The following is a 12,439-nucleotide window of genomic DNA, read 5'->3' as shown; positions in this document are numbered from 1 at the left end:
GCTAGCATCGTGGCTGTTGAAGGGGGCGCCATGGCACTGGTCCGCAAGGGATCACGACGGATCGTTGTCGACGGCACGGTCTACCGCTGGCGGCTGCGAGGCAGGCCGACGTACTGCCAGGGCCTGGCCTGGTCGCCGTGCTCGTTCGCGGTCGAGCATGCGGATACTTCGGGGACGACGCTCGTGGTCACCACCGACCAGCCGCATCCGAGTAACTGGATCGGCCGCGAGGCTGAGTCTGTACTGCCGTCTGCTGTTGCCGCGGCTGTTCGGCTTGCCCTGCATGAGGGATGGACCCCGACGGCTCCTGGCTCCGCTTTCTACCTCGACCAGAACGCCGGTTTCACGCCTTCGCACTGAACGTACCGGCGGTCTGAAACCACGAGGGAGGAAGCCGGTGTTGTACGCACACGAGGTGGTCCTGAACGAAATCGCGCAGGGGCTCAGACCGATGACCGAGGGTGTCGAGTGGTTCGGGGGCCTCTCAGAGGATGACCGACGCAAGGTCTTGCATGCACTGGTGCTGTTCTGCAGGCAGGCCCTGCGAGGACGATGTGCCAGAGAGCATTACGCGTTCTGGCATTCGTCCCACTCACACGCTTGCCGTGATGCTCACGAAGTGGCGCTTCGGGCTGGCAGGGCTTCCGGCCTATGAACTCACCAAGTCCTTCCGCCTGCTCATTGCCCTCTTCAGCATCGCGGACGCCCGCAGGTGGGCAATGCATTGCGCCGATGGGTGCGGTCACGAGTGGCACAATTTGACGGATCCGCTGAGGGATGCAACCTAGGGTGACTTCTTGCCCTGGGTCTTGCCGGGGATCTTTCCCGCAGGTCAACTCTCGCCGACCCAAACCAAGTTACACCGCTACCTATACAGACCCCGGTGACGGCCGCGTCCCAGGTCCTGTGGAGCGCACCACGCTGATCTGCATCGCCGGCGACTTCACCCGCTACGACGTACACGCCGTGCGCGAGCACCGCCGATCGAGCTCGCCATGGTCTGACACACCGCCCCGGCGGGCACGCAGCCGGGACCCTGGGGTCCCGCCACTGCCTGCCTGCGGCGACGCTTTCGGCTATTCGCGTCTGCACGGCGCAGCCGCCCATGGCCGGGCCCCGCACCCCACAGGGGGGCCCTCGCCCCGGAGGCTGCGAGCTCATTGATCACGAGCCGGTACGCGCCCTGGAGACCGGTGTCGGGCTCCCGTCCGTCTCGAACCCAGCACGCGGTACGAGCTCGGGCGATCTCACGGAAGAAGGCCACTGCCTGAGCCCCGCCTATGTCCCCCCGAACGCCGGGGGGTCGGTGTCGGCACAACTACGTGTCGGGCGGTCAGTGCGCGGCGTCGTAACGGGCGCGTGCGGTTTGTAGGTCACTTTCGCGGGCGAGTGCCCATTGTCCGAGTGTGATCAGGAGTTCGTGCAGGGAACGACCGGGATCGGTCAGGGCGTACTCGGCCCGGGGAGGTGTGCCGGCATGGAGGGTTCGGCTGATGAGTCCGTCGCGTTCCAGCGACCGCAGCGTGCGAACCAGCATGCGGCGGCTGAGGCCCTGGACCGACCGGTCGAGCTCGTTGAAGCCGTAACTGCGTTGTGCCAGCAGCGACAGCAGCACCGGGCTCCACTTGTCGCCGATCCGGCGCAGTAGCGCCGTCGCGGGACACCTCTCGTGGTCGTCGACCGTGACCGGCACCGTGACGCCGGCGACGGGTTGGTGTGCCGCAGTTTCGTGGAGGGGTGACATCAATGTGCCTTCTTACGAGACCGACGCGCCTTCACTCATCATCAGGCTACACACACGGCACAGGGAGCTTGTCTTGATCGCAGTGAGCGGAGCCTCGGGAAATCTGGGCAGTTTGACCGTCCGTCATCTCCTCCAACGTACCGACGCCGCCCGCGTGTTGGCGTTGTCCCGCACCCCGGACAGGAGCACCGGCCTGGGCGTGGGCACGCGCAATGCCGACTTCGACGAACCGGACGCGCTGGTGCGGGCCCTGGACGGGGTGGAGCGGCTGCTGATCATCAGCATCGCTACCGACGACCGGCTGCCCAGGCATGCCCGGGCGATCGACGCTGCCGCGAAGGCGGGCGTGGGCCATGTCGTCTTCACCTCTATCACCCGCGCCGGTGACCCGGGCCACCCCAACCCCCTCGTCCCCGACTACGGGGCCACCGAACGGCTGCTGGCGGAATCCGGACTGCCCTTCACGGTGCTGCGCTTCAATGTGTGGATCGAGATGCTGACCCTGGTCGGGGTGGCCCCCCGGGCCGTGGCCGCCGGGGTCCTGCCCAGCAACAGCCGAGACGGACGCATCGCTCACCTCACTCGCGATGACAGCGCCGCAGTGGCCGCAGCCGTCCTGGCCGAGGGCGGCAGCGAGGGAGAGATCCTCGAGGTCACCGGGCCGCAGGCAGTGACCGACGCCGATGTCGCCGCCGCGCTGAGCGAGGCCACAGGCCGCCGCGTGCGCTACGAGGAGGTCTCCGACGCCGTCCACCCCCAGCGGCTGCTGGATCAGGGCTTCCCCGAGCACTTCGCTCACGCCTGGAGCGCCGCCGGCATCGCCAAACGTCATGGCTGGTACGACATCACCACCCACGCGGTCCAGCGGCTCACGGGCCGGCCGGCCACGTCGATCACCGACTACTTCGCGGCGCACCGTGCCGAGTTGGTCAGCTGAGCCGGGCGCCGAAGTTTCTGCGCGGTAAGCCCGCCGGGTGGCAGCGGGTCCTCAACCTGGCCGCCGCCCGCGAGATCGCCTCCGTACTTGTGCGGTGGTCCGCCGCCCTCGCTCCGGAATCCTCAGCGGATCTGCGCCACCGCGAGGCCGCCTGGCTCAGCAAGCACGGCGTGCGCCTGCCCCGCACCTGGGCGCCCCCGGTCGTTGCGGCCGGCGGCCGGCGCCCGGTGACTGGCCCCCGAAAGGCCCGCGTTCCGCTCGTGCACGAGGGCGACGCGTCCGCCCCGGCGCACATGAGAGGTCTGGACACACGAGCGGTCATGCGGATGAAGGAACTGCCCGACGGCGAACCGGAAGGGATGGCGGTCGGCGGCGGTGTACCTGACCGACAGCAGGGAGGAGGGCACCGAGGTGGACTACTGGATCGGCGCGGTGCCCGGATCCGAGGTGACCGCCGACGCAGCCGACGCCCTCAATGTGCCTGCCGGGACCTGGACGCCCTTCGACAAGCACGGGCCCTACCCGCGCTCTTTCCAGGAACTGTGCCCTCCGTCGCTGGTTGCCGATGCCCTCGGGTACAGCCACCAAGCCACGTTCCTGCATGACGAGAAGGCTGCAGAACCCTGGGCGCCCTACGCGGGGCGCCGTGTCCGCTCGCCGTAAGGCACGCAGCATGACTCCTCGTCCGAGGCGTAGCGTTGACCGCCTGAACCCGCACCGATCAGAGGGCGCAAGCGACCTGCGAGCAACAGCGCGGTCCTGCCAGGGACTGAGAGCCAGGTTCTATACCTTGCTCGCGACCACCATGTAGTTCTCGGCCTCAAGATCGAACGTGCTCATTTCCGTCCGGAGTCCGACCCGGTGCAGCTCGACTTCGAGTTCCTCGTACCGGTAGGGCCAGCAGGACAGCAGTTCCGAGCGGACAAGAACCAGACCAGTCGCATCGACTTGGGCGATCGCAATCTCGATGTGGTGCTCATCCTCCCAATGCGGCGCAATCTCCCAGCGGTAGACCACGACGGCATCGCGACCGTTTCGTCGGACGAGTCGGTCCTTGATGTCCAGCCGGGAACCTCTGGCCCTGACGAGTTCCCAGGTGCGGGATGTGAGCACCAAGCGCCCGCCAGGGCGCAGAAGCCGTGACATCGACTCCAGAGCAGCACCCCTGCCTGTCGCGCCCGCGGCATGGTGGAGCGAGTTGCCGACGCAGAACACCATGTCGAACGTGTCGTCCTCGAAATGATCGGGCAACTCTTCCCAGTTCGCCCGCACGGCCTGGACGGAGGCCCCGAATTCCTCAGACAGCTCTGCGGTCCGGCGAACCATGGCCTCGCTGGCGTCAGTTGCGACAACCTGCATGCCACGACCGGCGAGGCCAACCGCCAACTGTCCGGTTCCGCATGAACAGTCGAGGACGTGAGCGTTCGACGGCAGGAGACTGAGGACGTCATCGAACGACGCAGCGAACTCGGCGGGAGGCAACTTTGCATCCGAGATGAGCCATTCGTACACCTCGGCAAGCACGTCATATTCCGTCACAACCACTACCTCCGTCACACAGCAGCCTCACCGGCGGGACGTCAGCCCACCAGCGGAGCAAGCCGGGCACCAATGGTTTTCGCAAGGACAACCCGTCCGCCCGTGCCGTGGACAGCGCGAGCTGATCTGCTCGGTCATTCGCCGTGTTCGGTTCTTGTCAACGACCGCGTTCGGCAGGCCCTCGCCGATAGTGATGTGGACGTCGCGGTCGACCATGGGGCCCAGCACGGAACTCCTGGTGTGCACGGGATCGCCGAACTCCGACAACTGCGCGTCGATGTTCAGCTCGGCGCACACAGCGAGGGCTTCGGACGGGAGTTTCTCCTGCCGTACGAACAGAACCTCGATAAGAGCAGATCATCGGCCATGACGTCTTCAAGCGCCCAACGCCCCCAGCGGGGCACGCCGCGCAACCACGACAAGATGGTGCGCGGCGTGACCGTGTGCCGTCAGGTCGGCAGTTCCTCACGGACCGCGGCCTCCAGACCGCTCAGAGCCTGGCGGTAGAACCGCGGCCCGTAGGAAACCCGCGCCACGCCCAGCTCGCGGAGCTTGGCCAGGCCCAGCACTCCGGGCCTGGTGTTGCCGTTGACCGGCCCGGGCAGCTCGGCGACCAGAGTGGCGATGGTCCGCTCGTCGCCGACGCCGATCGGGTAGACACAGTCGGCCCCGGCCGCCAGGTAGCGGCGGCCCCGGCGGATCGCCTCCCCGACCCGGTCGTCCTCGGCCACACCGGACGCCGCCAGGAAGACGTCGACACGGGCGTTGATCACGATCGGAATCCCGGCGTCCTCCGCGGCGGATCGGACGGCCGCCAGCCGCTCGGCCTGCGCACCGGCGTCGACGAGTCCGCCCGCGCGGTGGTCGGTGTCCTCCAGGTTGCAGCCGACCGCGCCGATTTCCAGCAGCCGGTCGACGAACTCCCGCGGCGGCAGGCCGTATCCGGCCTCGGCGTCCACGGTGACGGGAACCGCCACCGCACGGGCGATCCGTCCGGCCAGGGCGAACATCTCCGGCCATGGCGCGCCTTCCCCGTCCGGGTAGCCGAGCATCGCCGCGAACGCGGCGCTGCTGGTGGCGATCGCCGGGAACCCGGCATCAGTGATGATCTTGGCGCTGGCCGCGTCCCACGCGTTCGGCAGCACGAGCATCTCGTCGGCGTGATGCAGTTCGCGCAACTGCGCGGCATGCGCCTTCAAGTCCCTGTTCTCAAGCGGCATTGTCACTCCCCAGCAGTGCCATGTTCTGGCGTTCGAGCGCCTTGACCGGGCTGTTGCGCCAGCCCTCGGCCAGCGCTGCCGACAGCGCGTCGGGGAAGATCTCGTCCTCGCCGTTCTCGACGCCGTCGACGATGGCCCGCGCAACGTCGGCCGGCGAGGTCTTCGGGATGTCCCAGTCGCGGATCATGTCCGTGTCCACAGGCCCGGGCAGCACGGCGTGCACGGCTACGCCCTGCCGTGCCAAGAGGGCACGCAGCGACTGGGACAGGGAGAACGCCGCCGCCTTGGAAATCGCGTACGACGGGGTGATCGGCACCGTGGCGAGCGACGCGAGCGACAGCACGTTGACGATCGCTCCCCGCGAGCGGACCAGCAGCGGCTGGAAGGCCCGGGTCACGGCGTAGGTGCCGAAGAGGTTGACGGCGAGATGCTGTTCGAGCACGGAAACCTCGCTCAAGTCGTCGATCAGCGCCATCCCGGCGTTGTTGATCAGTACGTCGAGCTCGGTCACGCTCTTGGCGGCTGCCTGCACCTGCGCCGCGTCGGTCACGTCGAGGGCGACGGGCGTGACCCTGGGGTCCGGAGATGCCACGGGCCGGCGTGCGGCGGAGTAGACGCGCCGTGCGCCGCGTCGCAGGGCTTCCTCCACCAGCGCCTGGCCGATGCCGCGGTTGGCGCCTGTCACGAGAACCGTCTTGTCGGTGATAGTCATGCCACTACTGACACGGCCCCCGCTGAAAACTGGGCGCTTTGACGGCGACCAGTTCCGCCGACCGCCGGTGTCAGTACAGGGGAGGACGCAGACGGAGGTGTCGGATGGAACCGCTCGATCGGGCCCGCAGCGGCGACCGGGACGCGTTCAGTGCCCTGGTCGAGCCGCACCGCGGCGAACTGCGCGCGCACTGCTATCGCATGCTCGGTTCGTTGCAGGACGCGGAGGACGCGTTGCAGGAGACTCTGCTGTCGGCCTGGCTCGGTCTCGACGGCTTCGAGGGGCGGTCGTCGGTGCGCACCTGGCTCTACCGCGTCGCCACCAACCGGTGCCTCAACCAACTGCGTTCGGCGAAGCGGCAGCCGGTCACGATTCCCGAGTCGGTACCGCTGCCGGAGCCGAGTCGCCTGGGCGAGGTGATCTGGCTACAGCCGTATCCCGACGTACTGCTGGCGGAGCGCCCCGATCAGGCGCCCGGGCCCGAGGCCCGCTACGAATCCCGCGAGGCGATCTCGCTCGCATTCGTCACTGCCGTGCAACTGTTGCCGCCGAACCAGCGCGCGGTGCTGCTGCTACGCGATGTGCTCGGGTACCGCGCCGGCGAGACAGCCGAGCTACTGGGGCTCACCGAGGACGCCGTCACCAGCGCCCTCAAACGCGCTCGCGCCAGGATGAACTCACCGCGGACGGCACCGCCCGCACCCGGCGGGCCGGATGAGCGTGAACTGCTGGACCGGTTCGTCGCCGCCTTCACCGAGCTGGACGTCGACGCCCTGATCGCGCTGATGACCGACGACATCTGGGTGCGGATGCCACCGCTGCCGTTCGAGTACCGCGGAAGCGAGGCCGTGCACCGTTTCTTCAGCGTGATCCGCACCCTGCTGGGACGGATCGACCGGCTGGTGCCCGTACGCGCGAACGGCCAGCCCGCCTGGGGCGAGTACACGCGTGACCGGGTCACCGGCGTCCTCCGGCTCGCCGGCGTCGTGGTGATCGGCCTCGCCGGCGACCGGATCTGCGAGTTCACCCGGTTCGAGTCGGCGGTCGCGCCGTACTTCGGCATCCCCCGGACACTCGACTAGCCTCCGTCGCGGCGCCATTCGGGGAGTGGCTCATCGGAAGCCGTCACGCACAGCCTCCTTCGGCACCGTCCAGGCGGATCCGTACTCGTCCGAGGGCCAGTGCTCGCCGCGGCGCCGACCGGCCCTTGCTCATGCCGGTCCGTCGGAGCCGGGACCGCTGCAGGACTGGAGGAAAGGGAGTTCACCGACTTGGCGGCCAGATGCCGGTCGAGGTACTCCGGTGTGTCATCCGGAGGCGAACCTGAGTAACGCAGTCCTGGTCAAGGCGAACCTTTCGCACACTGACGTGCGCAAGGCCCCGGCCTCACAGGAGCCGAGCTCTGGCGCGCGGATCTGACGGGAGCTCGCCTGTCGAGAGCGAAGCTCACCGGTGCGAAGCTGGACGGGACCAGACTCGACGGCGTTCGTGACCTACCCTCAACCTTCCCCGCCTGGCCTCGTGAACGTACGACCGCGCGTAAAGCCTCCGCGGGCCTTGATGTCTTGGTCTACGCGTTTGCCGGGCGTTTGATCATGATGGCCGCTCGGACCTCGCCATCGTCGCCATCATCCGCTCCAGGCGGGCCAGCCGGGTCTTCTCGGTGCGAGCGGAGACCAGGCGGAGATACAGGGCGAACCGGTCGGACTTGCTGAGCGTCTCGTAGAACGCCCGTGCGGTCGGGTTCGCGTCAAGCGCCTCGACGAGATCCGGCGGTGCGGTGGCATTCTTCTGCGAGGCGTATGCCGTCTCCCAGCGGCCGTCCGCCCGCGCCGCCTCGATCTCGGCGAGGCCGCGGGGGCGCATCCGGCCTGCCGCGATCAGGGCCTCGGCCTTGGCGACGTTCACCTGCGACCAGGCGGAGCGGGGGCGGCGGGGTGTCGTGCGCTGCAGGAAGTGCGTGTCGTCAAAGCCGCGCCGCAGACCGTCGATCCAGCCGAAGCAGAGCACCGTGTCGACCATCTCTTCCCAGGTGAGCGACGGGATGCCGGTGTGCTTCTTGGCGATCTTCACCCAGAGCGCGGTCCGTTCCCCGTGATGCACGTCGAGCCAGGCCTCAAGTTCGGCCGGGCTCGCGGGGACAAGGATCTCGACGCCGTCCTCGTATTTCTGCATAAAACCGCAGACTAGAGGCCCTATAGGACAGTTGCTGACCTACACGAGCGCACCGCTCAGGTGACCCGCTCAAGCGCCGAGGCGCGCCATCGCTACCCGCTACGACAAAACCGCCCAGTCCTACGAATCAGCCGTCACCCTCGCATCACTCCTCATGTGGGCGTGACATGTGAAGACACTGCCTAGCGGGGCCTGAGTCCGTCGACGACGACGTCCAGCATGCGGTTCAGCTGGGGGCGTTGCTCGGGTGCGCCGGCCACGGAGAGCAGACCGGCGAGGATGCCGCCTACCTCGACCGGATCGATGTCGCTGCGCAGTTCTCCGGCTGTGGCGCCGGCCTCGAGCACCATCGCCAGGACCTGCTGGACCTCGTCGCAGACCGGTCCGGTGCCGAAGCGGCCGGAAGCACTCATAGCGACCAGGGCCTCACAGATGCCGCGTCGTTCACCGGCCCAGTCGGCGAATCGGAGCATCCACGCGTGGAGGGCCTGCGCGGGCGGCTTCGCAGCCAGCAGGGTGCGCGCATCTTCGCGCAAGGGGCGGATCTGGTCCCGGTAGACCTCTTCGACCAGATCCTCTCGGGTGGGGAAGTGCCGGTACAGGGTGGCGTTGCCTACTCCCGCGCGTTTGGCGATCGCGTCCAGCGAGATCGGGCGTCCGGAGGCGAAGGCCTCGGCGGCCGTGGCGATCAGCTGCTCGCGGTTGCGCTGCGCGTCGGCGCGCAGGGTGCTGCGTGGAGGTGTCATGACCTTCGCGATCGTGAGTGCCGGATGAGGGTCGGAGCGAATTGGGGATGTCCCCGGATCAGTGTACGGTGAGGCAACCGGGGAGTTCCCCGTTTGCAGGTGGTCTCACCCATCGCTTCAGCGACGAAAGGTTTGCCATGCCTACAGCGGTCATCACCGGGGGGACGACCGGGATCGGCAGAGCGACGGCCGAGCTGCTGCACGCCCGCGGCTACCAGGTCGCGGTCACCGGACAGAATCCCGAGTCCCTCGCGCGGGCGCGTTCCGAGCTCCCCGGCGACGTGCTCGTCGTCCGATCCGACGGGCGTGTGCTCGCCGACACCGACGCCCTGATGTCGGCGGTGTCGGCGCGGTTCGGATCGCTGGACCTGCTCTTCCTCAACGCCGGGATCTTCCGTCCGGCACCGGTTGCCGAGGTGACGGAGGAATCGTTCGACGAGCACGCCGACCTCAACTTCAAGGGCCAGTACTTCACCCTCCAAAAGGCCCTTCCCCTCATGAACGACGGCGGTTCGATCGTGCTGACCGTCGGTATCGGATCCCGTCGCGGCGCCGCTGGCGCCACGGTGGGGGCGGCGACACGCGGCGCGCTGCTGGCCATGCTGCCCTCGCTCGCGCTCGAACTGGCCCCGCGCAGGATTCGCGTCAACGCCGTGAGCCCCGGGGCCACCGACACCCCGCTGCTCGACAAGCTGGGGGTGCCCGAGAGCGGCCGGGACGCCATGCGCGCGAAGATCCCCTTCGAGCGCCTCGGATCCAGCCAGGAGGTCGCGGAAGCAGTCGCCTTCCTCGCCTCGGACGCCGCCGGCTACATCACCGGCCAGGACATCACCGTGGCCGGCGGTTACGGGCTCGGCGCCTGAAGCCCGGGCGAGTCGACCACCGCTCCGCACCTCTCGAACGCCACGAACCGCACCTCACAGGAGAACACGATGGCACTCACTCTCGACACTTATCGGCTGCTGGGCCGTTCAGGACTCCGGGTCTCACCGCTGGCGCTGGGCACGGCTACCTTCGGCACCGAGTGGGGCTGGGGCGCCGAGCGCGACGAGGCGCGCAAGCTCTTCGACCGCTACACCGAGCTCGGCGGCAACTTCTTCGACACCGCCAGCACCTACACCAACGGCAGCTCCGAGCGACTGCTCGGCGAATTCGCCCGCACCCACCGCGACAAGATGGTGCTGGCGACGAAGTACTCGACGCTGCGCCAGCCCGGTGACCCGAATTCCGGCGGTACCCACCGCAAAAGCATGCTGGCGTCGGTGGAAGCCAGTCTGCGGCAGCTGAACACCGACTACGTCGATCTGCTCTACGTGAACGTATGGGACTTCAGGACACCGGTGGGGGAGATCCTGCGGGGTCTGGACGACCTGGTGAGGCAGGGCAAGGTGCTGTACGTGGCGATCTCCAGCGCCCCGGCCTGGCAGGTGTCGCGCATGCAGGCGATCGCCGACCTGCGCGGCTGGTCGCCACTGGTCGCACTGCAGACTGAGTACAGCCTGATCGAGCGCACCGCGGAGCGTGACCTGATCCCGATGGCACGCGAGATGGGACTCGGCGTGGTCCCCTTCTCGCCGCTGGGCGGCGGGGTGCTCACCGGCAAGTACAGCCGGCAGGACCAGAACCAGGCGGGCCCCGTTGCCGGCGAAACCGCCAGCAACCGCAAGAGCCTCAACGTCGCCCTGGGATGGGTCACCGACCGCAACCTCGCCATTGCCGATGCGGTGAAGGAGGTGGCCTCGGAGCTGGGCCGCACCCCCGCCCAGGTCGCACTGGCCTGGACCCTGAACGCCCCGGGCGTGACAGCACCCATCATCGGCGCCCGCACCATCGCGCAGCTGGAGGACAACCTGGGTGCCCTGCAGGTCGACCTCACTCCCTCCCAGCTGGCCCGCCTCGACGAGGTCAGCGCCATCGACCTCGGCAATCCGCACAACCTGCTCGCCAGCGATCACATCCGCACGGTCATCACAGGCGACATGACGATCGAAACCCTCGACTGAGTAGCTTCCTGAACGGCGACATCCAGATATATCGACATGTCTTTGACGAGGGAACGGAGCCACCTCGGTATGGGTAAGTACAGCGACAACAATGTGGTGATCACGGGTGGCAACAGCGGCATGGGGCTCGCGCTGGCGGAGCTGCTGGTGCAAGGCGGAGCCCGCGTGGTGATCACGGGCCGTTCTCAAGGCAAGCTCGACGCGGCACGCGAGCGGCTCGGCGAGAATGCCGTGGCCGTCCGGGCGGATGTGGCCTCACTGCCCGACCTGGATATGCTCGCCGACCGTGTAAAGAGGGGGCTCGGCTCGATCGAGGCTTTGTTCGTCAACGCCGGCATCTCACCCCTCACACCCCTCGAGTCGACGACCGAGGACGTGTACGACGAGCTGTTCGCGATCAACGTCAAGGGCGCCTTCTTCACTGTGCAGAAGCTCGCTCCGCTGCTGAGCGCGCACGCCGGCATCGTCTTCACCACCTCGATCGCGAACGTCATCGGCATGGCGGACACCAGCGTCTACGCGGCCGGCAAGGCGGCGCTGCGCTCGATGGCCCGCACCTTCTCCCGCGAGCTGCTTCCGCGGGGAATCCGTGTCAATGCGATCAGCCCAGGTCCCATCGACTCGGGGATTCTGGAAACGATGAACTTGTCCAAAGAGGCCGCTGACCAGTTCAGGGCGGAGCGGACCGCGAGCAACCCCATGAAGCGCTACGGCACCGTCGAAGAGTTCGCCAAGGCGGCCGCATTCCTCGCCTTCGACGCCACGTACACCACCGGCATCGAGCTGGCCGTGGACGGCGGCGAAACCCAGCTCTGAGCTCGCTCGTCTGCTTCAGATGGCTGCGCAGTACGCCGTCTGCAGTGTCGGAGACCGCGTGGCGCCGGTCGGGCAAGCAGGAACGCGTCCCCCTGCCGGACTAGCTGCCCACCGCTTCGCGGAGTGCGCAGCCGTGCGCGCAGGACGTGGGCCGGGCTGCGCAGTCGGTCGTGTGCACGGATTGCGCAGCAGCGCCGGGACGCGTGGTTCATACAGATCGCCAACGGTCTCTTCCGTGACGAGCGGCTGCAGTTCAAGGCGAAGGGCATCTTCGGCTCCATCAGTAGCCACCGGAGCGGCCGGCAGGTGACTGTCGCCGATCTCATGCGGGCGGGCCCGACGGGCGGGACGCGGTACGGGCCGGCCCGCGCGAACTGCAGACCCACGGCTACCTCGTGCGTGAACAACTACGCCGCGAGGACGGCACCCTCGGCGAGTTCGTCCACTCCATCACCGACCGCCCGGCGACCGGCGACACCCACGCCCCGCAGCCCGTCGCGGCGCTCCCTTCTGCCTCGGCACACGATCACCGGCCTCGTCGCCGAGC

The 12,439-nt window shown here is 68.1% G+C and carries 14 protein-coding genes and 3 pseudogenes; 11 read left to right on the top strand and 6 right to left on the bottom strand.

All coding sequences use genetic code 11. From position 1 onward, the window contains the following. Positions 1-30 precede the first annotated feature (30 nt). The 3 genes and pseudogenes from ACZ56U_RS23245 to ACZ56U_RS23235 all read left to right on the top strand — a co-directional run. Positions 31-360, top strand: a complete 330-nt coding sequence (locus tag ACZ56U_RS23245) for a hypothetical protein (RefSeq protein ID WP_469085905.1) — start codon at positions 31-33, stop codon at positions 358-360. Next, positions 284-788 (top strand): annotated as a pseudogene (locus tag ACZ56U_RS23240) (DUF5958 family protein). The gene ACZ56U_RS23245 and the pseudogene ACZ56U_RS23240 overlap by 77 nt, the downstream one beginning before the upstream one ends. A gap of 95 nt (positions 789-883) precedes the next feature. After that, positions 884-987, top strand: a pseudogene (locus tag ACZ56U_RS23235) (DUF5655 domain-containing protein); the annotation flags it as partial. A 346-nt stretch (positions 988-1,333) separates the two neighbouring features. On the opposite strand, the gene ACZ56U_RS23230 reads toward ACZ56U_RS23235, so the two are convergent. Beyond that, positions 1,334-1,744 carry a winged helix-turn-helix transcriptional regulator gene (locus tag ACZ56U_RS23230; RefSeq protein ID WP_469085904.1) on the bottom strand — a complete coding sequence of 137 codons (411 nt, stop codon included), beginning with the start codon at positions 1,742-1,744 and terminating at the stop codon, positions 1,334-1,336. Here ACZ56U_RS23230 and ACZ56U_RS23225 point away from each other — a divergent pair. Next, positions 1,683-2,681, top strand: coding sequence for an NAD(P)H-binding protein (locus ACZ56U_RS23225; RefSeq protein ID WP_469085903.1), 999 nt, complete (start codon positions 1,683-1,685; stop codon positions 2,679-2,681). The genes ACZ56U_RS23230 and ACZ56U_RS23225 overlap by 62 nt on opposite strands. Before the next feature lie 375 nt (positions 2,682-3,056). After that, positions 3,057-3,344 carry a hypothetical protein gene (locus ACZ56U_RS23220; RefSeq protein WP_469085902.1) on the top strand — a complete coding sequence of 96 codons (288 nt, stop codon included), beginning with the start codon at positions 3,057-3,059 and terminating at the stop codon, positions 3,342-3,344. A 120-nt stretch (positions 3,345-3,464) separates the two neighbouring features. On the opposite strand, the gene ACZ56U_RS23215 is transcribed toward ACZ56U_RS23220, so the two are convergent. From ACZ56U_RS23215 to ACZ56U_RS23205, 3 genes are all read right to left on the bottom strand, one after another. Continuing rightward, positions 3,465-4,220, bottom strand: a complete 756-nt coding sequence (locus tag ACZ56U_RS23215) for a class I SAM-dependent methyltransferase (RefSeq protein WP_469085901.1) — start codon at positions 4,218-4,220, stop codon at positions 3,465-3,467. 449 nt (positions 4,221-4,669) lie between these two features. Further along, positions 4,670-5,440 (bottom strand): isocitrate lyase/PEP mutase family protein, encoded by a 771-nt coding sequence (locus ACZ56U_RS23210; protein ID WP_469085900.1) that lies wholly within the window; start codon positions 5,438-5,440, stop codon positions 4,670-4,672. Further along, positions 5,430-6,152, bottom strand: a complete 723-nt coding sequence (locus ACZ56U_RS23205; RefSeq protein ID WP_469085899.1) for an SDR family NAD(P)-dependent oxidoreductase — start codon at positions 6,150-6,152, stop codon at positions 5,430-5,432. Before ACZ56U_RS23205 ends, ACZ56U_RS23210 begins: the two co-directional genes overlap by 11 nt. Before the next feature lie 104 nt (positions 6,153-6,256). On the opposite strand from ACZ56U_RS23205, the gene ACZ56U_RS23200 reads away from it, so the two are divergent. The 3 genes and pseudogenes from ACZ56U_RS23200 to ACZ56U_RS23190 form a co-directional block, all read left to right on the top strand. Beyond that, the gene (locus tag ACZ56U_RS23200; RefSeq protein ID WP_469085898.1) at positions 6,257-7,234 is read left to right on the top strand and encodes a sigma-70 family RNA polymerase sigma factor; all 978 of its coding nucleotides are present in this window, start codon (positions 6,257-6,259) and stop codon (positions 7,232-7,234) included. Between the two features lie 25 nt (positions 7,235-7,259). After that, positions 7,260-7,571 (top strand): pentapeptide repeat-containing protein, encoded by a 312-nt coding sequence (locus tag ACZ56U_RS23195; protein WP_469085897.1) that lies wholly within the window; start codon positions 7,260-7,262, stop codon positions 7,569-7,571. Further along, positions 7,550-7,627: pseudogene (locus tag ACZ56U_RS23190) on the top strand (pentapeptide repeat-containing protein); the annotation flags it as partial. The gene ACZ56U_RS23195 and the pseudogene ACZ56U_RS23190, both read left to right, overlap by 22 nt. 118 nt (positions 7,628-7,745) lie before the next feature. Here ACZ56U_RS23190 and ACZ56U_RS23185 read toward each other — a convergent pair. Together ACZ56U_RS23185 and ACZ56U_RS23180 are read right to left on the bottom strand one after the other, a co-directional pair. Beyond that, complete coding sequence (locus ACZ56U_RS23185; RefSeq protein ID WP_469085896.1) at positions 7,746-8,327, bottom strand: YdeI/OmpD-associated family protein; 582 nt, start codon at positions 8,325-8,327, stop codon at positions 7,746-7,748. A 182-nt stretch (positions 8,328-8,509) separates the two neighbouring features. After that, on the bottom strand, positions 8,510-9,073 hold the full coding sequence (locus tag ACZ56U_RS23180; RefSeq protein WP_469085895.1) for a TetR/AcrR family transcriptional regulator: 564 nt from the start codon (positions 9,071-9,073) through the stop codon (positions 8,510-8,512). 137 nt (positions 9,074-9,210) lie between these two features. Between ACZ56U_RS23180 and ACZ56U_RS23175 the strand changes: the two genes are divergently transcribed. From ACZ56U_RS23175 to ACZ56U_RS23165, 3 genes are all read left to right on the top strand, one after another. Beyond that, the gene (locus tag ACZ56U_RS23175) at positions 9,211-9,936 is read left to right on the top strand and encodes an SDR family oxidoreductase (RefSeq protein WP_469085894.1); all 726 of its coding nucleotides are present in this window, start codon (positions 9,211-9,213) and stop codon (positions 9,934-9,936) included. A gap of 69 nt (positions 9,937-10,005) precedes the next feature. Further along, positions 10,006-11,076, top strand: a complete 1,071-nt coding sequence (locus ACZ56U_RS23170) for an aldo/keto reductase (protein ID WP_469085893.1) — start codon at positions 10,006-10,008, stop codon at positions 11,074-11,076. A gap of 69 nt (positions 11,077-11,145) precedes the next feature. Next, positions 11,146-11,892, top strand: a complete 747-nt coding sequence (locus tag ACZ56U_RS23165) for an SDR family oxidoreductase (RefSeq protein WP_469085892.1) — start codon at positions 11,146-11,148, stop codon at positions 11,890-11,892. Positions 11,893-12,439: the final 547 nt, after the last annotated feature.

The organism is Streptomyces sp. NPDC034103, assembly GCF_055575395.1.
This window is presented reverse-complemented; position numbering and strand designations above follow the sequence as displayed.

Coding starts and splice junctions, on each gene's coding strand:
- ACZ56U_RS23245 (WP_469085905.1), top strand. CDS start 31: ATGGCACTGGTCCGCAAGGGATCACGACGGATCGTTGTCGACGGCACG.
- ACZ56U_RS23230 (WP_469085904.1), bottom strand. CDS start 1,744: ATGTCACCCCTCCACGAAACTGCGGCACACCAACCCGTCGCCGGCGTC.
- ACZ56U_RS23210 (WP_469085900.1), bottom strand. CDS start 5,440: ATGCCGCTTGAGAACAGGGACTTGAAGGCGCATGCCGCGCAGTTGCGC.
- ACZ56U_RS23205 (WP_469085899.1), bottom strand. CDS start 6,152: ATGACTATCACCGACAAGACGGTTCTCGTGACAGGCGCCAACCGCGGC.
- ACZ56U_RS23200 (WP_469085898.1), top strand. CDS start 6,257: ATGGAACCGCTCGATCGGGCCCGCAGCGGCGACCGGGACGCGTTCAGT.
- ACZ56U_RS23185 (WP_469085896.1), bottom strand. CDS start 8,327: ATGCAGAAATACGAGGACGGCGTCGAGATCCTTGTCCCCGCGAGCCCG.
- ACZ56U_RS23180 (WP_469085895.1), bottom strand. CDS start 9,073: ATGACACCTCCACGCAGCACCCTGCGCGCCGACGCGCAGCGCAACCGC.
- ACZ56U_RS23175 (WP_469085894.1), top strand. CDS start 9,211: ATGCCTACAGCGGTCATCACCGGGGGGACGACCGGGATCGGCAGAGCG.
- ACZ56U_RS23170 (WP_469085893.1), top strand. CDS start 10,006: ATGGCACTCACTCTCGACACTTATCGGCTGCTGGGCCGTTCAGGACTC.
- ACZ56U_RS23165 (WP_469085892.1), top strand. CDS start 11,146: ATGGGTAAGTACAGCGACAACAATGTGGTGATCACGGGTGGCAACAGC.